Below are 21,594 nucleotides of genomic sequence, written 5' to 3'. Positions count from 1 at the left end.
TTAGCCTCAGGGGTCAGACACGCTCAATGATCATGGCGATGCCTTGGCCGACGCCGATGCACATGGTGCAAAGCGCGTAGCGGCCGGCTCGCCGTTCCAGTTCAAACAGGGCGGCCAGCGCCAGGCGCGCGCCGCTCATGCCCAGCGGATGCCCCAGAGCGATCGCGCCGCCGTTGGGGTTAACCTGCGGGGCATCGTCCGGCAGGCCAAGCTGGCGCATCACCGCCAACGCCTGGGCGGCGAACGCTTCGTTCAGTTCGATGACGTCCATCTGCGCCAGGCTCAGCCCGGCGATCTCCAGCACCTTGCGGGTGGCCGGCAGCGGGCCGATGCCCATCAGCCGCGGCTCCACGCCGCAGGTGGCGGTGGCAACGATGCGCGCGCGCGGCGTCAGCCCCTGGCGCACCGCCATTGCTTCGGAGGCGACGATCAGCGCCGCCGCGCCGTCGTTCAGGCCCGAGGCGTTGCCGGCGGTGACGCTGCCGGGCTGACGGAATGGGGTTTTCAGCGCCTGCAGCTGCTCGAAGGTGGTGTCGGCGCGCGGGTGTTCATCCTGGCTGAACAGGGTGACCACGCCTTTTTTACCGGTGAGGCTGACCGGGGCTATCTCCTGCGCCAGGTGGCCCAGCGCCTGCGCCCGGGCGGCGCGCTGCTGGCTGCGCAGCGCAAAGGCGTCCTGATCGGCGCGGCTGATATTGAACTGCGCCGCGACGTTTTCGGCGGTCTCCGGCATCGAATCGGTGCCGAACTCGGCCTGCATGCGCGGGTTGACGAAGCGCCAGCCGAGGGTGGTGTCGTACAGCTGCGCCTGGCGGCTGAAGGCGCTGTCGGCCTTGCCCATCACCAGCGGCGCGCGGGTCATCGACTCCGCGCCGCCGGCCAGCAGCAGCCCGGCGTCGCCGGCTTTGATGCTGCGCGCGGCCATTGCCAACGCATCCAGGCCCGAACCGCACAGGCGGTTCACCGTGGTGCCGGAAACGCCGACCGGCAATCCGGCCAGCAGCAGCGCCATGCGCGCCAGATTGCGGTTGTCTTCCCCGGCCTGGTTGGCGCAGCCGAGGATCACGTCGTCCAGCTGTGCCCAATCCACCTGCGGATGGCGCTCCAGCAGCACGCGCAGCGGCAGGGCGGCGAGGTCGTCAGCGCGCACCTGCGCCAGCGCGCCGCCGTAGCGGCCGATCGGGGTGCGCACGCCGTCGCAGATAAATGCCTGATTCATGCCTGATCTCCTAAAATGCTGTGGCCAAGGCGGTGCGCGCGGCCGCGAAACCAGGCGACGGTTTTGCCCTGTTGATTGACGATTTCGACGTCATACAGCCCGGTGGCTTTGCCCTGATGGCGCATCTGCGCGCTGGCGGTGAGGCGATCGCCGGCCAGCGCCGGGCGGACGAAGTCGATGCTGCAGCCGGAGGCTACCGCCGCCAACCCCTGGCTGTTGCAGGCGTAGGCGAAGGCGGTGTCCGCCAGGCTGAACAGTTGGCCGCCGTGGCAGGTTTGGTGGCCGTTGAGCATCTGCGGGCCGACGGTCATGCTGACCTGCGCGTACCCGGCGTCGACGGCGTCGATGTGCATCCCCATCGCCTGAGCGCAGGTATCTTGCTGGAACATCTGTTCGGCGCAGCGCTGAGCCAGCGCGCGCGGCGTATTGGCGTTCATCGTTCGGCTCCTGGGAAAGAGGCGGGGGAAGCGTAGCGGCGCAGCAGCGGCATCGGGCGATAGCGCGCTTCGCCGTAATAGCGTTGCAGGTTTTCCAGCGTCGTCAGAATGTGACGCCAGCCGAGTGCGGCGCCCCAGGCCAGCGGGCCGCGCGGATAGTTGACGCCGCGCAGCATCGCCAGATCGGTATCTTCGGCGCCGGCGACGCCTTTGTTCACCACGTCGAGCGCTTCGTTGGCCAGCATGGCCAGGGTGCGCATCGTCAGCAGGCCGGGATAATCCGGCAGTTGAATGACCTGCTTGCCGAGGGACTGCAGCAGGCGAATCGCGTTGGCATTGTGTTGCGCACCGTTTTGCGCCGCGCAGCTGATGGCGATGGCGGAGGCATGCGCATAGTCGGCACAGAGATCGAACAGCACCACAGGCGTTCCACGTTCGTCGGCCAGTTGGCCGGCGGTTTTACCATTGGTTAACATCAGTGTAACGTCGTCGATCGTGAGGTACGGGCTGGTCTGGCCAGGTTGTTTGATCGCCCCCGCATTTTCGATCAACAGTTCCGCTAAATCGGCCAGCGAAGACCAGTCGCCGTGCAGCGTGACGCGTTGCGGCGGCGCGGCCTGCGCCGGCGGCGCAAAGGCGATCATCTCTGCGGCGGGGCGTTGCGCGTCGTAGCGGTAGAAGCCGCGGCCGGATTTGCGGCCGAGATGTCCGGCGGCCACCAATTCCTGCTGCACCAGAGAGGGGGTGAAGCGCGGATCCTGGTAGAAGGCCTGATACACCGAGTCGGTCACGGCGTAATTGACGTCCTGGCCGATCAGATCGGTCAACTGCAGCGGGCCCATGGCGAAGCCGCCGGCGTCGCGCATGACTGCATCCAGGGTGGCGGCGTCGGCCACCCGTTCTTCCAGCGCGCGCAGGGTTTCGGCGTAGAACGGCCGCGCCACGCGGTTGACGATGAATCCCGGCGTCGAACGGCACACGACGCTCTGCTTACCCCAGCGCTGCGCCAGGGCCTGCAGCGCCGCGAGGGTCTCGGCCCCGGTCTCCAGACCGCTGACGATCTCCACCAGCTTCATCAGCGGCGCCGGATTGAAGAAGTGCAGCCCGGCCATGCGCGCCGGGTGTTGCAAGGCGCCGGCGATGGCGGTGATCGACAGCGAGGAGGTATTGCTGGCGAACAGCGCCGTGGGCGAGCAGACCGCTTCCAGATCGCGGAACAGGCTCTGCTTAATCGCCAGATTTTCCGCCACCGCTTCAATTACCAGCGCGCTGTTGGCCAGTTGCTCGAGCGAATCGGCGCGTTCGAGGCGTGCCAGCAGCGCCTCGGTGGCGTTGGCGTCGGCCTTGCCGCCGTCGACCCGCTGGCGCAGGCGGCGAGTGAGTTCATCGATCGCGCGCTGGGCGGCGGCGGGCGCGATATCGAACAGCCGCACCGGGTGACCGGCGGCGGCGGCCACCTGCGCAATGCCGATGCCCATGGTGCCGGCGCCGATCACCGCCACCTGGCCGTTAAGAAGGGGCGCGTTCATGGCTATTTCCCGCTGAAGTTTGGCGTGCGTTTGGCGAAGAACGCGCTGACGCCTTCGCGGTAGTCGTCGCTGCGGCCGCCCAATCGCTGCAGATCGCGCTCCAGATCGAGCTGCTGATCGAGGCTGTTGGTGGCCGAGCTGTAGATGGCTTTCTTGATAAGACCCAGACCGTAAGTCGGCTGGGTGGCCAGATGGCGCGCCAGCGTTTGCGTGCGGTCGGCCAATTCATCCGCCGGCACCACCTGCCAGATCATGCCCCACTCCAGCGCCTGTTGGGCGCTGATTTTGTCACCCAGCAAGGCCATGCCCATGGCGCGGGCGTGGCCGGCCAGCCGCGGCAGGAACCAGCTGCCGCCGGAATCCGGCACCAGCCCCAGGCGGCAGAACGACTGAATAAAGCCGGCGTTGTCGGCGGCGATGACGATGTCGCACGCCAGGGCCAACGCGGCGCCGGCGCCGGCCGCCACGCCGTTGACCGCGCATACCACCGGTTTCGGCAGGGCGGTCAGGCGGCGGATCAGGGGGTTGTAGAAACGTTCGACCGACAGGCCGAGATCCGGCGCCTGTTGATCGGCGCTGACGTTGCGATCGTTGAGATCCTGCCCGGCGCAGAAACCGCGGCCGGCGCCGGCGATCAGCAGGCAGCGCACGCTGTCGTCGCGCTCGGCCTGCGTCAGCGCTTCACTCAACTGGCGATGCATCTCGTCATTAAAGCTGTTGAGCCGATCCGGCCGGTTGAGGGTCAGCGTCAACACGCCGGCGTCGAGATGGCTGAGAATCAATGCGTTATCCATAAATCAGCGCCCCTGATAGTTTGGCGTACGTTTTTCGAAAAAGGCGGCGATGCCTTCGCGGCGATCGTCGGTGGCGGCCAGGGTGACAAATTGCTGACGCTCCATCGCCAGCCCCTGGCTAAGGCCGATCTCCTCGGCCTGTTTCAGCGCCTGTTTGGCGGCGCGCAGCGCCAGCGGCGCCTGACGGCTGATGCGATCGGCAATCTGCTGCGTGCGCTCCAGCGTCAGGGCATCGACGCACACTTCGCTGATAAGGCCAGAGTGCAGCGCGGTGCGGGCGTCGATGGCTTCGCCGGTCAGCACCATCTGGCTGGCGCGCGACTTGCCGACGCAGCGGATCAGGCGCTGGGTGCCTCCGGCCCCCGGCATCAGGCCGAGGGTGATCTCCGGCAGGCCGAAGCGGGCGCTTTCGCCGCCGATAACGATGTCGCAGGCCAGCGCCAACTCGCAGCCGGCGCCCAGGGCATAGCCGTTCACCGCCGCCAGCAGCGGCTTGCTGAACTGCGCCAGCCGCTGCCACAGCTGCGGACGGCTGTCCGCCAGCGCGGCCGGCAGATCCTGTTGTTGCAGTTCGCGCAGATCGGCCCCGGCGGCGAAGAAGCGCGCCGCGCCGGCGATCACCACGGCGCCCACGCCGCTGTCGGCGTCAGCCTGCTCCAGCCGGGTAACCAGCTGTTCCAGGCACGGCGTGCTCAGGGCGTTGCGCGCCTCCGGGCGATGCAGCGTCAGCGTGACCACGCGGTGTTGCTGCTGATGCAAAATAAAGGGGGTATCCATCGCGGCTCCTAGACGTCGAAGTCCAACACCACGCCGTCGCCTTTCGGCCACGACTGGCAGCTCAATACGTAGCCCGCCGCCAGCTGATCCGGCTCCAGGCTGTAGTTGACGCCCATCTCCACCTGGCCGGCCTTCAGCCGGCATTTGCAGGTGGCGCACACGCCGCCTTTGCAGGCGTAGGGCAGATCGGCGCCCTGGCGCAGCGCGGCATCGAGAATGCTGTCGTCCTGTTCGCCGACCTCGATATCCAATCGGCGGCCGTCGAGCAGGATCGCCACCCGGGTGGCATTGCGATCAACGCTGTGGCGCGGGCGGGCGACCAGGCCGCTGGTGTTGAAACGTTCGCTGTGGATGTGGTTGGCCGGAACGCCGGCCTGTTCCAGCACGGTCTGCGCGTCGTCCATCATCGATTCCGGCCCGCAGATGAAGGCGTGGTCATAGTCGCGGAAATCCAGCAGCGCGCCGCCGATCGCCGCCAGGCGTTCACGGTCGATGCGGCCGCTGAGCAGCGGGCTGTCGAGGCTCTCCTGGCTGAACAGGTACAGCGGCTGAAAACGCTGCGGATAGCGGTTTTTCAGATCCGATAGCGCCTCTTTGAACATCATTGAACGGCTGTTGCGGTTGCCGTAGATCAGGGTGAAGCTGCTGCCCGGTTCGAGCTGCAGCGTCGCCTTGATGATCGACAGCATCGGCGTGATGCCGGAGCCGGCGGCGATCGCCAGATAGTTGCCGCGGCGCTCCGCCTGCGGCTGATAGCCGAAGCGCCCCTGCGGCACCATCACTTCCAGCGCATCGCCGACTTTCAGCATGCGGTTGACGAAGCCGGAGAAACGGCCCTGATCAATCGCTTTTACGCCGATCTGCAGCAGGCCTTCCTGCGGTGAACTGCAGATGGAATAGCAACGCCGCAGCTCTTCGCCGTTGACTAGCGCCTTGAGCGTCAGGTGCTGGCCAGGGGTGTAGCGGTATTGGTTTTGCAGCTCTTCGGGTACCCGCAGGGTGATGGCTACGGCGTCCGGCGTTTCGCGCTCGATGGCGGCGACGTTCAGGCGATGAAAGACCGTCATGGTGTCAGCGCTCCTATATGCATTTGAAGTAGTCGAACGGTTCCCGGCAGTCGCAGCAGCGGTACAGCGCTTTACAGGCGGTAGAGCCGAACTCGCTGATCTTCTCGCTGTGGGTGCTGCCGCAGCGCGGGCAGGCGACCGGGCCGTGGGCGTGCGGCCGATCGCAGGTGTGGCCCTGCGGCGGCGCTACGCCGTATTGCCGCAGCCGTTCGCGGGCGTCGGCGTTCATCCAATCGGTGGTCCAGGCCGGGCTGAGGCGAATGTCCACCTGCACCGGGCTGAAGCCGGCGGCCGTCAGCCGCTGCTCGATGGCGTTGAGCAGAAATTCGGTGGCCGGGCAGCCGGAGTAGGTGGGGGTGAAGGTCACGCGCCAGCCGTTGCCGTCGCGCGCCACGTCGCGCACCATGCCCAAATCGGTGATCGACAGCACCGGCAGCTCGGGATCGCTGATCTGTTGCAGACAGTGCCAAATCTGCGGGATTTCAGCAGGTTGCAAACGAGTGACGTTCATCGCGGCCTCCTACCATTGGCCGTTTGGATAGGCGCGTTGCAGGAACTGCATCTCCGCCAGCAGCGGGCCGAGGTGTTCACTGTGTCGGCCTTGTTTGCCGCCGTGACGGAACGCCTGCTCGGCGGGCAGCGTCAATGTCGCCTGGCGCAGTGTCTCTTCCACCTGCGCTTGCCAGGGAGCCTGCAGCTCGCGCGGATCGACGGCAATGCCCTGTTCCGCCAGCTCAAGCTCCAGCGCGTCGGCGTGGAACAGCTCGGCGGTGAAGCGCCACAGGTTATCCAGCGACTGCTGGATCTTGCGGTGGCTGATGTCGTTGCCGTCGCCGAGGCGGATCATCCAGCCGCGGCTGAAGCGCAGGTGGTAATCGGCCTCCTTCAACGACTTGGCAGCGATGGCGGCGATCTGCGCATCGCCGCTGCGGCTCAACGCCTGGTGCAGCTGCACGTGGTAGACGTCGAGCAGGAACTGGCGCACCAACGTGTCGTTGAAACCGCCGTTCGGCTGTTCCGCCAGCAGCAGGTTATGAAACTGGCGTTCGTCGCGCCCAAAGGCCAGGCTGTCTTCGCTGCAGGGCGGCCCAGCCAGTTCGGCGGCGTAGCCCAGGAAGTTGCGCGCCTGGCCGAGCAGATCGAGCCCGATGTTGGCCAACGCCAGATCGATCTCCAGCTCGGGCGCGTGGCCGCACCAGGCACACAGGCGCTGGGCGAGGATCAGAGGCGTGTCGCCCTGGCGAAGCAAATAGCTGATGCGCGGATCGTTAACCGTCATGGTCGCCTCTACATGTTCTTGATGCCGTCGGGAATGGTGTAAAACGTCGGATGACGGTAGATCTTGTCTTCGGAAGGATCGAAGAAGGCGCCGCGATCTTCCGGCTGCGAGGCGATCAGATGGCGGGATTGCACCACCCAAATCGAGCAGCCTTCATTACGGCGCGTGTAGGCGTCGCGGGCGTTTTCCAGCGCCATTTGGTCGTCGGCGGCGTGCAGGCTGCCAACGTGGCGATGCGCCAGCCCTTGTTTGCTGCGGATAAACACTTCATACAGCGGCCATTCAACGTGGCTCATGATCTCGGTTCCTTATGTTGGCTATGCGGCGGAAGCGGCGTTTTTCGCGGCGTGGGCCATGGCGCCGTCACGCACCCAGGCGCCGTCTTCCCAGGCGCGGCGTTTGGCCTGCAGGCGTTCGTGGTTGCATTGGCCACGCCCTTTGATCACCTCATGCAGCTCGCTCCAGTCGATCTCGCCGAAGCGATAGTGGCCGGCAGCGGCATCCCAGTGCAGATCCGGATCCGGCGCCGTCATGCCCAGCGCTTCCAGCTGCGGTACGGTGTTGTCGACGAACTTCTGCCGCAGCTCATCGTTGCTGTGGCGTTTGATTTTCCACGCCATGCTCTGGGCGCTGTGGGGGGAGTCGGCGTCGCTCGGGCCGAACATCATCAGCACCGGCCACCAGAAGCGATCGATGGCGTCCTGCAGCATGGCGCGCTGCGTGTCGCTGCCGTTGGCCATCGCCATCACCGCCTCGTAGCCCTGGCGCTGGTGGAAGCTCTCCTCTTTGCAGATCTTCACCATCGCCCGCGCATAGGGGCCGTAGGACGCGCGGCACAGCGCCACCTGGTTGACGATGGCGGCGCCGTCGACCAGCCAGCCGATCACGCCGATATCCGCCCAGTTGAGCGTGGGGTAATTGAAGATAGAGGAGTATTTCATCTTGCCGTCGAGCATCTTTTGGTAGATGTCCTGGCGCGAACAGCCGAGGGTCTCGGCGGCGCTGTAGAGGTACAGACCGTGGCCGGCCTCATCCTGCACTTTGGCCAGCAGCACCGCCTTGCGGCGCAGCGTGGGGGCGCGCGTCAGCCAGTTGGCTTCCGGCAGCATGCCGATGACTTCCGAGTGGGCGTGTTGGCCGATCTGCCGAATCAGGTTCTGACGATAGGCGTCCGGCATCCAGTCTTTAGCCTCAATGGCGATATCCGCCGCGATCTTGTCGTCGAAATGCTGCTGATACTGTGCGTCAGTTGTCATGCTTGCCTCTTGGTGATTCGTGTTTTTCACACTAAATATAAAAATGTGAATCACTTTAACTAACCATAAGGCTACAAACTGATAACAAAAAGATCAAACGAGATTTATGTGGTTTTGCGAGCGCACTCACAAGTGTTTTTGTTAATCATTTGATTTTATTTTATAAATATAAAAAGTGACTCCGTATTAATGCCAGGGTAAACGGCTTGAAAGCGCTTCTTGTTCTCTTTTTGTTAAAATTGAGTTTGGCGTCGACTGGCATTTATGTGATACGTAATTAAGCTGTATGGTGAAAATTTATGAATTCCGGAGGGCACATGCAGCAGTTACACAGTTATCTTTCTGGCGCCTGGGTGTACGGGCAGGGAGAGGCGCGCGAGATCCGTCACGCCGTAACCGGCGAAGCGCTGTACCAGGTTTGCTCCGACGGCCTGCCGTTAGCGGCCAGCCTGAGCTATGCCCGCAGCCACGGCGGCCCGGCGCTGGCGCACATGACATTCCAGCAGCGCGCCCAGATGCTGAAAGCGGTGGCGAAACACCTGCTGGCGCATAAAGAGGCGCTGTATCAGATTTCCTATCAAACCGGGGCGACGCGCAGCGACGGCTGGGTCGATATCGAAGGCGGCATCGCCACGCTGTTCGCCTATGCCGGCATGGCCGGCCGCGATCTGCCGGACGATACGCTGTGGCCGGAAGATGAGCTGATCCCGCTGTCGAAGCAGGCGCAGTTCGCCGCCCGCCACGTATTGACCTCGCGCCCCGGCGTGGCGCTGCATATCAACGCCTTCAACTTCCCTTGCTGGGGCATGCTGGAAAAACTGGCGCCGACCTGGCTGGCGGGCATGCCGGCTATCATCAAGCCGGCCACCGCCACCGCGCAGCTGACGCAGGCGATGGTCAGGCTGATCGTCGACAGCGGGCTAGTGCCGGAAGGCGCGCTGCAGTTGGTATGCGGCGGCGTCGGCGACATGTTTGCGCACCTGGATTATCAGGATGCGGTAACGTTCACCGGTTCGGCGCAGACCGGCCAGCGGCTGCGGGCGCATCCGCGCCTGTTGGAAAAATCGATCGCGTTCACCATGGAGGCTGATTCGCTCAACTGCTGCGTGCTGGCGGAAGACGTGACGCCGGAGATGCCGGAATTTGCTCTGTTTATCAAAGAGGTGTGCCGTGAAATGACCGCCAAGGCGGGGCAGAAGTGCACCGCGATCCGCCGCATCATCGTGCCGGCGGCGCAGGTGGCGGCGGTGCGTCAGGCCTTGTTGCAGCGTCTGGCGGGGGTGACGGTGGGCGACCCGCAGCTGGAGCAGGTGCGCATGGGGGCGCTGGTCAGCCACGAGCAGCGTGATGATGTGCAAAGCAAGGTGGAGTTCCTGCTGCGCAACGGCTGCGAACCGCTGTGCGGCGCGTCGTTGGATAAGCTGGAAGTGATGGGCGACGGCGCGCGCGGTGGGGCGTTTTATCCGCCGACCCTGCTGTATTGCGCCGATCCGTTCACCCATCAGGCGGTGCACGGCACTGAGGCCTTCGGCCCGGTGGCGACGCTGATGCCGTATGCGGATACCGAGCAGGCGATCGCGTTGGCGTTGCTGGGGCAGGGCAGCCTGGCGGGATCGCTGGTGACCGCCGATCCGGCAGTGGCCAAGCGCTTTATCCGCGCGGCGGCCTGCGCTCACGGACGTATGCTGATTTTGGATGAGCAGGCGGCGGCGGAATCCACCGGCCACGGCTCGCCGTTGCCGATGCTGGTGCACGGCGGCCCGGGGCGCGCCGGCGGCGGTGAAGAGCTGGGTGGACTGCGCGCGGTGAAGCACTATATGCAGCGCACGGCGATCCAGGGCAGCCCGGCGATGCTGGCGGCCATCGGCGGCGAATGGGTGCGCGGTGCGCCGGTCGCCGAACATCCGGTGCACCCGTTCCGGAAATACTTCGAGCAGCTGCAGCTGGGCGACAGCCTGTTGACCGCGCGCCGCACCGTGACCGAAGCGGATATCGTCAACTTCGCCTGCCTGAGCGGCGACCATTTTTACGCGCACATGGACAAGATCGGCGCCGCCGATTCGCTGTTCGGCGAGCGGGTGGCGCACGGTTACTTTGTGGTGTCCGCTGCGGCCGGGCTGTTTGTCGACGCCGCCGTCGGGCCGGTGATCGCCAACTATGGCATGGAGAATCTGCGCTTTATCGAACCAGTGAAGATCGGCGACACCATTCAGGTGCGGCTGACCTGCAAAAAGAAAATCCGCAAGCCGCAAAAAACCGCCGAAGATCGGCCGCACGGCGTGGTGGTGTGGGATGTTCAGGTGTTGAATCAGGAACAGCAACCGGTGGCGCTCTACAGCATTCTGACGCTGGTGGCGCGCCAGCAAGGGGACTTCGAGGCATAATGCGCGTTTCGCCGCCGCCGGCATCCCGGCGGCGGCGAGCCATTCAGATCAGCGGCTGCCCGCGCAGCTGTTCCAGCACTTTCAGCGGCGAACGCTGCGGATCCTGCATCTTGTTCACCGGCAACAGGAAGGTCTGTTCCAGCATAAACTGGCCGCCCATTGCGGCGTGCGGCGTTTGATCCGAGAAGCAAATCCAGCTGCTGCCCGGTGGGAATTCCAGCGCCAGCTGCGGACCCCGTTGCTGATAATCGCCGTCGGCCTTCATGGCGTCATGCAACTGCAGCATCAGGTGGTCATAATGGCTGCGGCGGGTCTTGGTGATGCGCACCTGATGCTGCAGCCAGCTGCTGAGGGCGGAGTAGCGTGCGAGGCGCGGCATAAAGCGTGCCGCCAGCTCAGGGAACGGCTCGCCGACGCGCCATTGGCGATGCTCGCCGTGCGGGTTGATGTTGGTGAAGATGCGCAGAATGCGTTCGCCGTAGTTCGGGCGCGACGGGAAAGCGTCAACGTGCAGGCGGCTGTCGTCTTTGCGCCAGGAACTGGTCGCCCGCCAGGCGGAAACCGGGTGCAAACGCAGGCTGCCGGTCGGGTGGTGCAGCGCCTCCTGATACTCGGGCAACAGCCCGGCGATCAGCTGGCGGCAAGATTGATAATAGCGCTCCAGCAGTTGCTGAACCTGTTGCCGGCGTTCCGCAACGGCGACGCCGCTCAGTTTGCCGGACAGCGGCTGATAGCTGATGTTTTTGCGCTTCGGATCGACCAACGTCGGATCCAGCAGCGGCATTTCCTGTTCAGACAGGGGGAAGGCCAGTTCGGGCAGAAACAGTACCTTGCCCTGTTCCAGTTCGCTGACCGCGCTGGATGCTTCCGCTGCCGCCCATTGTCGCAACGGCAGCGTCAGGACGGCCTGTTCACGCATAATATCGCCAGTAGGCATGAGATCTCCTCGCAAATCTATATCGCTTTATTCCCGTCTTTCAGGTTGCCGCGTGATTGGCTGCACTGGCTTGCGCAGTGGCTGGCTGGAGCGGCGTCAACAGGCCGCTCAATTGCAACGTGAAATTTGTGGGTTCTATTATGGATGTATCAGCAGGGCGCAGTGCGCCGAAGCGTGCGATGGCTTCCTGATATAGAGAATAGTCCTGATAAGGATATCACCGGCAATACCAATGAAAAGTAAACGAGGGCTAAACGGGACTGCGCGTAGGCACGAATAATCAAAAATGGCACGAATTGTCTGTGGAAGGGCGATTTTTTATCTTTTTGAATTTTAATGGAAATAAATATTATGCTTATTATTGGCGTTATTTTATTCAGAGCGCAGGGTAAACCGGGGAAATAATGTTGCGGAGAGGAATTATTTCATTTTGGTTGGTAATAAATCGGGCCGCCAAAATTTGGTGGCCCGATTGATGATTAAGCGCCGTAAATGCAATTTTTGCCTTTTTTCTTGGCCTGATACAACGCACTGTCCGCCTCATTGATAAAACTGATCGGCGTATCGTTATACATATGCGGCACTTTGGCGCAGATACCGATGCTGATGGTGACGATGCCGTGCGGATTACCCTGATGCGGAATTTTCAGATCGCGCACCGCGTTGATGACGCGTTCGGCGAAAATCAGTGCGCCCTGGACGTCGGTATCCGGCAGGATAATTCCCATCTCTTCGCCGCCGTAACGCGCCAGAACGTCGTTGCTGCGGCACGCCAACCCTTTGAGCGTTTGGCCGATCTGCTGCAGGCATTGGTCACCGGCGACGTGGCCATAGCTGTCGTTGTACTGTTTGAAATAGTCGATATCCAGCATCAGCAGCGCCACGCTGCGGTAGTTGCGCGAAGCCCGTGCCAGCTCGTTCTTCAGCGCGATATCAAACTGGCGGCGGTTGGCCAGCCCGGTCAGGCCGTCCAGCAGCGCCAGCTCTTCGAGCATCTGGTTGATGCTGGTCAGCTGATCGCGGGTGCGCATCAGCTCGGCTTCGGTTTGCATGCTGTGCTTGATTTGCCGCAGCAGCACCATGCCCATCGCCAACAGGATCATCAGCAGCGAGAGGCCGCCGACGGCGAACAGGCCGGCGTCGGTGCGCCAGTCCGCCAACGCGTCGCGTTTCGACAGCCCGGCGGCGATCACCAGCGGAAAGCGGTTGACCCGCGAATAGCCGTAGATGCGCTCCACTTTGTCGTACAGCGAGGTGATGGTGGCGTTACCGAATTCCGAATGCGGCAAAATTTCGCTGAACAGCACACCCTTGGCGATGTTTTTACCGATCGACGCCGCCGAGTAAGGGCGGCGGTAAAGGATGGTGCCGTCCGCCAGCAGCAGGTTCAGTGAGGCGTCGGTGTTGAGGGCGAAGCTATCGTAAAACTGGCGGAAATAATCGATGTACAGCGTCGCCAGCACCACGCCGCCAAAGCTGCCGTCCGGGTTGTTGAAACGCCGCGAAACGGGAATGATCAGATCGCCGGTGGTGCGGCTGCGGATCACCTTGCCGATGTACAGACCGCCGCCATCGCGGTTTTGATGGTATATGAAGTACTCGCGATCGGCGTTGTTGGCGTTCTTGATGAACTTGCCCGAGGAGGTCGCCAGCCAGCGGCCGCGCGCATCGTAGAGAAACAGCCCATGCAGCTGCGGCAGGTTGCCGGCCTGGGTTTGCATCACCCGCTGCAGCCGGGTCAATTGCGATGGCCCCAGTCCGTCGTTCTGGAGACGTTCGGTCAGATCGAGCAGATTGCCGTCCACCTGCATGAAAGTATCGTCGGCATGCTGTGCCAGCGAGCGGGCGAGGTTGGCGGATTCATGCTCGGCGCTGCGCAGATCGCGCTGGTGTGCGTTCCAGATTTGCCAGCTGTTAAAGAGGATCAGCGTGGCGGCAACGATGATGACAAACACGCCGGCCTGAAATAATAATGGGGAGCTTTTAACGCTGCGCGCCGGCACGGCATCCTGTATGGGTTGCTGCTGAGTCATGTCACCCTTGTTGTTTGATTACTATTCAGTTTGAGTTAAGAGCAATCTTATATTTTATGCATAAATGCGCCAGACCTCTAGCCTTTAACGAGGCGATAAGGCGAAAGGTCGATCGCTGCCCGCATCAGCGGCGGTGTGAACACCTCGGAGTGAAAGAGCCATGTCTGATTACATCATTATCGCTTTACTGACGCTGGCGGTGTATTACCCCCTTACGCTGGGAACGCTGGCGGTGATGATGTACTTCGCCTGGCGCCGCCGCCGGTCGCCCTATTGGCGGTTGGGATTGGTGCTGTTGGCGCTGCTGTTCGTGCTGTTCGCCAAGGCGGCGTATGACTGGCACCGCTATGGCTAGCGGCGCCATGCGGGGTTATTCGACGTTGATCATCCAGTTGACGCCGAATTTGTCGGTCAGCATGCCAAAACCTTTGGCCCAGAAGGTGGCTTGGTAAGGCATCGTCACCTGGCCGCCCTGCGCCAGATTGTCGAACAGTTTGCGTCCTTGTTCCGCATCGCTGGGGTTCAGCGACAGCGAGAAACCTTTGTGAGAAGCACCGCCGCTGTCATCCTGCGGACAGCCGTCGGAGGCCATCAGCACGCCTTCGCCGATCAGCAGGCGCGCATGCATGATCGCTTCCGGATTGACGTCCTGCGATCCGCCTTGCCGGGCTTCTTCGGGCATGTCTTTAAAGCGCATGACCATTTCAACTTTGGCATTCAACTGCTGTACGTAGAAGTTAATCGCTTGCTCACAGTTACCGCTGAAAAACAGATAGGGTTGTACCAGCATGACATTGACCTCGATTATGGCCCGACAGGCAACGACCGACTCTCGGGCGGACGAAATGATTGCTGGCGGCAATAATTGCCGTCGGTGACTTACTAGTGTAGTTCCCCTGGCGCAGAATGCTTGTGCGAGGTGAGCGCGCCTTCGTCGGCGGTGTGACGGGCAAAGGCGCGTGGGGGTCAATACAGCGACGGTTCGCCGGGTGGGCGGGTTTTAAAGCGGCGGTGCAGCCACATGTATTGGTCGGGGGCCAGCAGCACCTGTTCTTCCACCACGCGGTTCATCTTGGCCGCCGCGCGCGTTTCATCATCCAGCGGGAAGTCCGTCAACGGCGGCTGCACGATCAGCTCATAGCCCTGAGCATTTGGCAGGCGGCGCGGCACGAAAGGCACGATCGACGGCCGCCCCATGCGCGCCAGGATAAAGGTGCCGGTGGTCGTGGCGGCATTTTCCACGGCGAAGAACGGTGTGAATACGCTACTTTGCGGCCCATAATCGTGATCCGGCGCGTACCACAGGATTTCGCCCTGTTTCAGGTTGCGGATCATGCCTTTGATATCTTTACGATCGATCATGAATTTATTCGAGCGCAGCCGGCCGCGGGTCTGTACCCATTCCATCAGCTTGTTGTTGTGCGGGCGATGCACACCGATGCCGGGGTTTTGCATGCCGAAAATGCGTGCGCCCAGTTCCAGCGTCAGGAAATGCAGACCGATCAGCAGAACGCCTTTGCCGTCCTGACGCGCCAGCCGCATGTTTTCCATGCCGCTCACCTTGAACCAGCGGGCGATGCGCCAGTCGGGCCAGAACCAGGCCATGCCGACTTCGAACAGGCCCATGCCGACGGACTCAAAATTTTTGACGATCAGCGCCTCGCGCTCGGCGGTGGGCATTGCGGGGAAACAGAGTTCTAAATTGCGGCGCGCTATTTTTACCCGGCGTTTCATTAGGCGCATGGCTATTCTGCCAAGGCCGTGTCCGAGCCGATAAATGAGCGGGTAGGGCAGTAATACCAAGAGATAGAGTATTCCCAGTCCTATCCACAACAACCAATAACGAGGGCGCAAGAATTCGCGCTCAAAGCGTTGGTTATAAAGCATTTTTCCTGTCATTCCTTTTCTTTGCCAATGGGACCTTAACCCAAATTGTCATGAGGAAGATGATAGAATATTTTGTGCTAAACAGAATTTTCCATTAATGCTTTTTTTACGCTTTATTTAAACGCAGGCGAAAAACGAAGCGAAATAGGATTTTTACCGAGGGAGGAGGGGATGTTTTCCGCTATTTCAATCGGCTGGCGAAATTGAAAAATAAAGACACAATTAAGCGCATCGCAAAAGTGACAACGGCTATGTAACCTTAATGAAACAGTAACGCTACGGAACCGTCCCAAGCGGCGGCCAGTGCGTACAGTAGCGCGAGGATCAGGACAAAAGGTGCATTGAACATCGGCGTTTCCTCCCGGAGGATATGTTTAAAGTTTAGCCTTGCAAGATGACAGCGGGATGAAATCAGATCGTTTTTTGTATGGTGAAATTCAGACGGACGGAAATAGGTAAACCGCTGATTTTTTACTATAGTCATAGTGTGAAGTTGTGCGTTTGCCGCCGGAAGCCTCCGCATTGAGCGGCAGCGGGCAGATTGCCCAGAGCAAGATCGCGGAGCGGATGGCGCCTGGCGCGAAACATGTGACGAAATTCTCAGAGGGTTGGTCTGTAAGGATTTGACATGTCATATGAAAATGACGATCTAAACGGTGTTGAGCAACCGAGCGACTACGTGAAAACCACCGCCTGCGAAGTGAGCAGCGGTGTAAAAGCAGCGCTCGAGCAATCATGTGCCTGCCTCAAGGATAACCCTTGGGCGGGGATAGGCGCCGGCGCCGTCGTGGGCCTGGTAATAGGATTTCTGTTAGGCAAAAGGTAATAGGGAGAGTAAAGATGGGCATCATTTCCTGGATCATTTTTGGTTTAATCGCCGGTATCCTGGCCAAGTGGATTATGCCGGGCAAAGACGGCGGCGGCTTTATTGTGACCGTTATATTGGGGATCGTGGGCGCCGTCGTCGGCGGCTATATCAGCACCTTCTTCGGTATGGGCCGCGTTGACGGTTTTAACCTGGGCAGCTTTGTGGTGGCGGTCATCGGTGCCCTGGTGGTGCTTTTTGTCTACAGGAAGATCAAAGGCTAAGCAGCCGTTGCTCAACAGGGTCGCCGCGGCGGCCCTTTTTCGTGAAATCAATCCGGCGGTGCGGCGCGGGCCGTACCCGCTGAAAGGGGAATATCATGGGTCTGTTCGATAGCGTATTGGGTAACATTCTGGGCGGCGGCGCCAACGGTGGTAAAGGTATCGACTACATCGCCATTATGCAGTGGGTCGAGCAACAAGGCGGCCTGCAGGCCATTTTGGACAAGTTCCGTCAGGGGCAGTTCGGCGATATCGTCGGTTCCTGGCTCGGCAATGGCGAAAATCAGCCGATTACCGGCGACCATGTGCAGCAGGCGTTGGGTAGCGACGCCATCAACCAACTGGCTGAAAAGCTGGGCATCGATCCTGCACAGGCGTCCAGCACCATTGCACAGTTCTTGCCAACGGTCGCGGATGCCGCCTCACCAAACGGTGAAGTGCAGCAAGACAGCAACGAGCTGGGCGATATGGTCGGTAAACTGTTCAAATAATGATTAGGCTCCCGGCGTCTGGCCGGGAGCATTCACTCCGCTAATTCCCTCGATCGCCGTCAACGCCTGCTGCAGATGCGCCACCCAGGCGCGCACTTTCTCCGGAATAAAACGTAAAGCGGGATAGACCGCGTGCAGTGCCATGGGCGGGTAGCGGTATTCCGGCAAAACGGGCACCAGCGCCCCCGTCGCCAGCTGCTGGGCGATTAAAGGCCGTTGGGCGCCGCCGATACCGGCTCCAGCCTCAATGGCGGCCAGCAGCGATAGCGTATTGTTGGCGCGGAACGTGGGCCGCAGAGCGACCATCTCGGGGCCGTGCGGCCCGAACAGAGTGAGCGTATCGCCGTCGTTCAAACCGCTGTAACGAATGTGCGCATGTTTAGCCAGCTCCGCCGGCGAACGTGGAGCGCCATACTTGGCCAGGTAGGCCGGTGACGCCACCAGCAGGCGTTGCAGCTCGCCCAAACGTTTAGCCACCATGCCGGGCGCATGCAGTTCACCGAAACGCAGCGCCATGTCGATGCCTTCGCCGATCACGTCGGCGCGACGATCGTCCAGCAGCAGCTCGATGGCGAGGTTCGGATGACGTTGCTGGAAAGCGATGGCCAGCGGCGTGACGTGCAACTGCCCGAACCCGGTCGGGGCATGAATGCGCAGATTGCCCTGTAACTGGTGGTGCTGGCCGTGCAGCACTTCTTCCGCTTCATCGACCGCCGCCAGAATCGGTTTGAGGCGCTGATAATAACTGCTGCCGGCATCGGTCAGGGTGACCGCCCGGGTGCTGCGAAACAGCAGTTGTGCCCCCAGTTGCTGCTCCAGACCGGCGATTTGCTGACTGACCGCCGGCTGCGTCAAACGCAGATCGCGAGCGGCGGCCGAGAGGCTGCCCAGCTCCGCCACCCGCATAAAGGTTTTCATTGCGTTCAGCTTATCCATGTCGATCTTGCCTATAGATTTTTCTTATAAGTTTTAGTGGAAGGTCTCTTCTACCGCAAGTATTACTAATCAATGACACTCAGGGTATCGACAACCTGAGGAGTGGCAAGATGGATACAAAGCGACAGGCATTGGTGATCGGCGCCAATGGCGTGATTGGGCGCCGATTGATTGAGGAGCTGACCGGTCAGGGCTGGCAAGTGGTGGGCGTCTCGCGCCGGGGGGGACAATCGGCGCCGGGGGTGCGCCACCTTCAGGTTGATCTGCTGGATGCGGCGGCGACGCGCGACGCGCTGCGGCCGCTGAGCGCGATTAGTCACGTTTTCTATGCCGCCTATCAGGATGCGCCGGACTGGGCGGGGCTGGTGGCGCCGAACCTGCAGATGTTGCAACACGTTGTCGAAGGGCTGGAGCCGATCGCGCCGGCGTTGGAGCACATCAGTTTGATGCAGGGTTATAAGGTGTATGGCGCGCATTTGGGGCCGTTTAAAACGCCGGCGCGCGAAAGCGATGCCGGGCATATGCCGCCGGAGTTTAACGTGGCGCAGCAGCAGTATCTGGCGCAGCGGCAGGCCGGCAAACGCTGGCGTTGGAGCGCCATCCGTCCAAGCGTGGTGGGGGGCTTCTCCCTCGGCAACCCGATGAATCTGGCGTTAAGCATCGCGGTTTACGCGTCGATCAGCAAAGCGCTCGGGCTGCCGTTGCGCTTCCCGGGTAAACCGGGCGCTTACCACAGCCTGCTGGAAATGACCGACGCCGGGCTGTTGGCGCGCGCCACGCTGTGGGCGGCGACCGAACCTGCGGCGGCCAATCAGGCGTTTAATATCAACAACGGCGATCTGTTTCGCTGGAGCGAGATGTGGCCGAAAATCGCCGCTTACTTTGGGCTGGAATGCGCGCCGCCGCTGCCGATGTCGCTGGAGATCATGATGACGGACAAAGCGTCGCTGTGGCGGGAGCTGGCGCAGCGGCACCAATTGGCCGAACCTGACTATCGCGCGGTGGCCGGCTGGCGTTTCGCCGATTTCGTCTTTTCCTGGGACTATGACATGTTCGCGGATGGCAGCAAGGCGCGGCGCTTCGGTTTCCACCAGTTTGTCGAAACCGAAGCCATGTTTTTCTCACTGTTCGATGAGTTCCGCCGCCGCGGCATCATTCCCTGAACGTGGCATTGGTTTCCCCGCAGCACCGGCCGCGGGGAATGGGCTCAGAACGTCAGCATGATCTTGCCGATGTGCTCGCTGGACTCCATCAGCGTATGCGCGGCGGCGGCTTGCTCAAGCGGGAAGGTTTTAAAAATTTGCGGTTTCAGCACGCCACGCTCCAGCAGCGGCCAAACCTTTTCGCGCAGATCGGCGGCAATCTGCGCTTTGTCCGCCACGCTGCGCGAGCGTAGCGTCGACCCGGTATGGGTCAGACGTTTCAACAGCAGCGGCATCAGATTGAGCTCTTTCACCACGCCGTTTTGCGTGCCGATTTGCACGATGCGGCCTTCCATCGCTGCGGCCTGATAGTTTTTGGCGACATAATCGCCGGCGATCAGGTCGACGATGACGTCGGCGCCTTTACCGTTGGTGGCGTCTTTGGTGCGTGCGACAAAGTCTTCGCTGCGGTAATTAATCGCCACGTCGGCGCCCAGCGCCAGGCTGGCCTGACGTTTCTCTTCGGAGCCGACGGTGGTGATCACCTGGGCGCAGAAGGCCTTCGCCAGCATGGTGGCGACCGTGCCGATACCGGAGGTGCCGCCATGGATCAACACGGTTTCGCCGGCTTTGAGATGACCGCGCTGGAACACGTTGACCCAGACGGTAAAGAAGGTTTCCGGCAGCGCGGCGGCCTCGGTCAGGCTCAGCCCCGCCGGCACCGGCAACGCATTGCTTTCATGCACGGTGCAGTATTCCGCATAGCCACCGCCGGCGATAAGGGCGCAAACCCGATCGCCGAGCGCGAAGTGGGTCACGCCTTCACCGATGGCCACCACTTCGCCGGCAATTTCCAGGCCGGGGATATCCGAGGCGCCTGGCGGCGGCGCATAGTTCCCCTGGCGCTGCAGCACGTCGGGGCGGTTAACGCCGGCGGCGGCGATTTTCACCAGCAGTTCGCCCGCTTGCGGAGCGGGCACCGGGCGTTCGGTAACGACCAGAACGTCGGGAGCGCCCGGTTCGCTGATTTCAATCGCTTTCATCGTGCCGGGCAGCGCTGCATTTGTTGACATGGTTACTCTCCTCATCGTGGCGGACGTGGTTATCAGGCGAAACGTCCGCAATAAAGTCTGCTGTTAGCTTAGCGAAATCGAATGAGGCGCGCGTGGTTGAATAGAGCGGTTTTGCGAGGAAGAGGCGAAGCCGCCGCGATGGGCGGCAGGGCATTAATCGTTAGGCGGGATGCGGAACCCTTTTAACGAGACGATGAAGTGTTCTTTTCCTTTGGAGATTTTGGCGCCTTTATCGCACCACAGGCTGGCAAGCTGGAAGAAGTCGTCGCTGCCGATATCGTAAGCCAGTTCGATTTTCTTGGCGGTGCCGGCGCGGATGAGTTTTTCTGCTTCCTGATGGTTTGCAGCTTTAATTATGGTCATGGGCGAAATCCTTGGTGTTAAGCCAGAGCGGATAAACGCGAATCATCATATGGCCATAATGTGACAATTTTGTGATGAAAGCATGACGGCCCGCGAAGGCGCGGCGCGCGATGTGCCGGGCCTTCGCGGTGAAAGCGCGTTGTCGGTTACCGATCGTGCGGGCGGACGAGTGTGCTTTTTTTCTGAGATTTTAAATGCTTGTAGAGGGCGAAGCCCGCAATGCCGGCCAAGACGGCCAGGAGGGCAAGGGATCCTGTGGCCATGAACGTTACCTCCGAATAAGAATGGCAAGGAGGCGTATTTGTGACATTCATCACTTTGTGGGGCAATGAGAGCAATCTGTAATCGGAAGACGCTTTGAGGGATAGGCAAAAAAAAAGCGCCTATAGGGAGGCGCATAAAGATTTGCAACACAGCTTGTTGTGTTCAACACCAGGAGGAGTGGTGAACTGAGGCATATTCTATGCAGCGGCAAAGGAGGCTGATATAGGCATTACTCCGAAAGCGCCACTACCACTCATACCCCAACTGAATGTTGTAATCGGGATCCTTATTGGTGGAATAGGGATCAGACTGGCGGCGGCGATCGGTTTTCTTCACCGGGCCTTCATACGCGGGATAAGGTTTGGCGCGCGGTTTGCTGCAGCCAGGATGATCGCACTCAATATCGACGCGAAAACCGCTTTTATCTCTCGCCTCTGTCCAGGCAATCGGCGGTTTTCCCGTTTTGGGGGCCGGCCCTGAGGGGGCAGGCGGCTTGGGCGCGGGAATCATGCTGGGGTCGGGGGCTTGATAATTGAGCTCCAGTGCACTCTGCGGAGCGCTGTAAGCGGCAAAGGCCAGCAGGGCGGCGGCACTGACAGCCGGTAATGTAAGCCATCTCGGCATGGTGAATCTCCCTGAA

The 21,594-nt window shown here is 61.4% G+C and carries 24 protein-coding genes; 6 read left to right on the top strand and 18 right to left on the bottom strand.

The features are described from left to right. Nucleotides 1-13 precede the first annotated feature (13 nt). From pcaF to paaA, 10 genes are read right to left on the bottom strand one after another with little or no spacing between them, the layout of a single operon-like run. Nucleotides 14-1,219: a 3-oxoadipyl-CoA thiolase gene (gene pcaF / locus GT753_RS11350; protein WP_021505792.1), complete on the bottom strand. Its 1,206-nt coding sequence runs from the start codon at nucleotides 1,217-1,219 to the stop codon at nucleotides 14-16. After that, nucleotides 1,216-1,656 carry a hydroxyphenylacetyl-CoA thioesterase PaaI gene (gene paaI / locus GT753_RS11345; protein ID WP_015378355.1) on the bottom strand — a complete coding sequence of 147 codons (441 nt, stop codon included), beginning with the start codon at nucleotides 1,654-1,656 and terminating at the stop codon, nucleotides 1,216-1,218. Before paaI ends, pcaF begins: the two co-directional genes overlap by 4 nt. Then, nucleotides 1,653-3,185 carry a 3-hydroxyacyl-CoA dehydrogenase gene (locus tag GT753_RS11340; protein WP_103085442.1) on the bottom strand — a complete coding sequence of 511 codons (1,533 nt, stop codon included), beginning with the start codon at nucleotides 3,183-3,185 and terminating at the stop codon, nucleotides 1,653-1,655. Before GT753_RS11340 ends, paaI begins: the two co-directional genes overlap by 4 nt. Before the next feature lie 2 nt (nucleotides 3,186-3,187). Next, nucleotides 3,188-3,979: a 2-(1,2-epoxy-1,2-dihydrophenyl)acetyl-CoA isomerase PaaG gene (paaG, locus tag GT753_RS11335; RefSeq protein ID WP_015378353.1), complete on the bottom strand. Its 792-nt coding sequence runs from the start codon at nucleotides 3,977-3,979 to the stop codon at nucleotides 3,188-3,190. Between the two features lie 3 nt (nucleotides 3,980-3,982). After that, complete coding sequence (gene paaF, locus GT753_RS11330; protein WP_015378352.1) at nucleotides 3,983-4,756, bottom strand: 2,3-dehydroadipyl-CoA hydratase PaaF; 774 nt, start codon at nucleotides 4,754-4,756, stop codon at nucleotides 3,983-3,985. A gap of 8 nt (nucleotides 4,757-4,764) precedes the next feature. Beyond that, nucleotides 4,765-5,823, bottom strand: coding sequence for a 1,2-phenylacetyl-CoA epoxidase subunit PaaE (paaE, locus tag GT753_RS11325; protein WP_021505789.1), 1,059 nt, complete (start codon nucleotides 5,821-5,823; stop codon nucleotides 4,765-4,767). 13 nt (nucleotides 5,824-5,836) lie between these two features. Beyond that, nucleotides 5,837-6,334: a 1,2-phenylacetyl-CoA epoxidase subunit PaaD gene (gene paaD / locus GT753_RS11320; protein WP_015378350.1), complete on the bottom strand. Its 498-nt coding sequence runs from the start codon at nucleotides 6,332-6,334 to the stop codon at nucleotides 5,837-5,839. A 9-nt stretch (nucleotides 6,335-6,343) separates the two neighbouring features. Beyond that, nucleotides 6,344-7,102: a 1,2-phenylacetyl-CoA epoxidase subunit PaaC gene (paaC, locus tag GT753_RS11315; RefSeq protein ID WP_015378349.1), complete on the bottom strand. Its 759-nt coding sequence runs from the start codon at nucleotides 7,100-7,102 to the stop codon at nucleotides 6,344-6,346. An 8-nt stretch (nucleotides 7,103-7,110) separates the two neighbouring features. Further along, nucleotides 7,111-7,398, bottom strand: coding sequence for a 1,2-phenylacetyl-CoA epoxidase subunit PaaB (paaB, locus tag GT753_RS11310; RefSeq protein WP_004935173.1), 288 nt, complete (start codon nucleotides 7,396-7,398; stop codon nucleotides 7,111-7,113). 21 nt (nucleotides 7,399-7,419) lie between these two features. After that, nucleotides 7,420-8,358: a 1,2-phenylacetyl-CoA epoxidase subunit PaaA gene (gene paaA / locus GT753_RS11305; RefSeq protein WP_015378348.1), complete on the bottom strand. Its 939-nt coding sequence runs from the start codon at nucleotides 8,356-8,358 to the stop codon at nucleotides 7,420-7,422. Between the two features lie 317 nt (nucleotides 8,359-8,675). Between paaA and paaZ the strand changes: the two genes are divergently transcribed. Continuing rightward, nucleotides 8,676-10,742: a phenylacetic acid degradation bifunctional protein PaaZ gene (gene paaZ, locus GT753_RS11300; protein ID WP_015378347.1), complete on the top strand. Its 2,067-nt coding sequence runs from the start codon at nucleotides 8,676-8,678 to the stop codon at nucleotides 10,740-10,742. Between the two features lie 43 nt (nucleotides 10,743-10,785). Here paaZ and GT753_RS11295 read toward each other — a convergent pair whose 3' ends face one another. After that, nucleotides 10,786-11,679 carry a Kdo hydroxylase family protein gene (locus tag GT753_RS11295; protein WP_015378346.1) on the bottom strand — a complete coding sequence of 298 codons (894 nt, stop codon included), beginning with the start codon at nucleotides 11,677-11,679 and terminating at the stop codon, nucleotides 10,786-10,788. A gap of 479 nt (nucleotides 11,680-12,158) precedes the next feature. Next, complete coding sequence (locus GT753_RS11290) at nucleotides 12,159-13,712, bottom strand: sensor domain-containing diguanylate cyclase (RefSeq protein WP_160125587.1); 1,554 nt, start codon at nucleotides 13,710-13,712, stop codon at nucleotides 12,159-12,161. Between the two features lie 160 nt (nucleotides 13,713-13,872). Here GT753_RS11290 and GT753_RS11285 point away from each other — a divergent pair, with 160 nt between their 5' ends. Beyond that, nucleotides 13,873-14,067 (top strand): hypothetical protein, encoded by a 195-nt coding sequence (locus GT753_RS11285; protein ID WP_015378344.1) that lies wholly within the window; start codon nucleotides 13,873-13,875, stop codon nucleotides 14,065-14,067. 15 nt (nucleotides 14,068-14,082) lie between these two features. Here GT753_RS11285 and yjdN read toward each other — a convergent pair whose 3' ends face one another. After that, nucleotides 14,083-14,502, bottom strand: coding sequence for a VOC family metalloprotein YjdN (gene yjdN, locus GT753_RS11280; protein ID WP_021505787.1), 420 nt, complete (start codon nucleotides 14,500-14,502; stop codon nucleotides 14,083-14,085). Nucleotides 14,503-14,678: 176 nt separating this feature from the next. Continuing rightward, the gene (locus tag GT753_RS11275; RefSeq protein WP_075685127.1) at nucleotides 14,679-15,599 is read right to left on the bottom strand and encodes a Kdo(2)-lipid IV(A) acyltransferase; all 921 of its coding nucleotides are present in this window, start codon (nucleotides 15,597-15,599) and stop codon (nucleotides 14,679-14,681) included. A gap of 628 nt (nucleotides 15,600-16,227) precedes the next feature. On the opposite strand from GT753_RS11275, the gene GT753_RS11270 reads away from it, so the two are divergent. The 3 genes from GT753_RS11270 (at nucleotide 16,228) to GT753_RS11260 (ending at nucleotide 17,176) form a co-directional block, all read left to right on the top strand. Beyond that, nucleotides 16,228-16,425, top strand: a complete 198-nt coding sequence (locus tag GT753_RS11270) for a hypothetical protein (RefSeq protein WP_004935148.1) — start codon at nucleotides 16,228-16,230, stop codon at nucleotides 16,423-16,425. A gap of 14 nt (nucleotides 16,426-16,439) precedes the next feature. Next, nucleotides 16,440-16,688, top strand: coding sequence for a GlsB/YeaQ/YmgE family stress response membrane protein (locus tag GT753_RS11265; RefSeq protein ID WP_004935146.1), 249 nt, complete (start codon nucleotides 16,440-16,442; stop codon nucleotides 16,686-16,688). 95 nt (nucleotides 16,689-16,783) lie between these two features. Further along, entirely contained in the window at nucleotides 16,784-17,176 is a 393-nt protein-coding gene (locus tag GT753_RS11260; RefSeq protein ID WP_004935144.1) for a YidB family protein, read from the top strand. Nucleotides 17,177-17,179: 3 nt separating this feature from the next. Here GT753_RS11260 and GT753_RS11255 read toward each other — a convergent pair whose 3' ends face one another. Further along, nucleotides 17,180-18,112, bottom strand: coding sequence for a LysR family transcriptional regulator (locus GT753_RS11255; RefSeq protein ID WP_160125586.1), 933 nt, complete (start codon nucleotides 18,110-18,112; stop codon nucleotides 17,180-17,182). A 110-nt stretch (nucleotides 18,113-18,222) separates the two neighbouring features. Between GT753_RS11255 and GT753_RS11250 the strand changes: the two genes are divergently transcribed. Then, nucleotides 18,223-19,275, top strand: a complete 1,053-nt coding sequence (locus GT753_RS11250) for an SDR family oxidoreductase (RefSeq protein WP_131164871.1) — start codon at nucleotides 18,223-18,225, stop codon at nucleotides 19,273-19,275. A gap of 44 nt (nucleotides 19,276-19,319) precedes the next feature. On the opposite strand, the gene GT753_RS11245 is transcribed toward GT753_RS11250, so the two are convergent. The 3 genes from GT753_RS11245 to GT753_RS11235 form a co-directional block, all read right to left on the bottom strand. After that, nucleotides 19,320-20,327, bottom strand: a complete 1,008-nt coding sequence (locus tag GT753_RS11245) for an NAD(P)H-quinone oxidoreductase (RefSeq protein ID WP_015378338.1) — start codon at nucleotides 20,325-20,327, stop codon at nucleotides 19,320-19,322. Nucleotides 20,328-20,480: 153 nt separating this feature from the next. Beyond that, nucleotides 20,481-20,690: a hypothetical protein gene (locus GT753_RS11240; RefSeq protein ID WP_004935132.1), complete on the bottom strand. Its 210-nt coding sequence runs from the start codon at nucleotides 20,688-20,690 to the stop codon at nucleotides 20,481-20,483. Between the two features lie 510 nt (nucleotides 20,691-21,200). Then, complete coding sequence (locus GT753_RS11235) at nucleotides 21,201-21,578, bottom strand: hypothetical protein (RefSeq protein ID WP_015378337.1); 378 nt, start codon at nucleotides 21,576-21,578, stop codon at nucleotides 21,201-21,203. Nucleotides 21,579-21,594: the final 16 nt, after the last annotated feature.

Origin of the sequence: Serratia sp. Z4 (assembly GCF_009900725.1) — a bacterium.
Classification (GTDB): Bacteria; Pseudomonadota; Gammaproteobacteria; order Enterobacterales; family Enterobacteriaceae; genus Serratia; species Serratia nematodiphila.
Note: the sequence above shows the minus strand (reverse complement) of the source record. Positions and strands in the feature narration are given on the sequence as shown.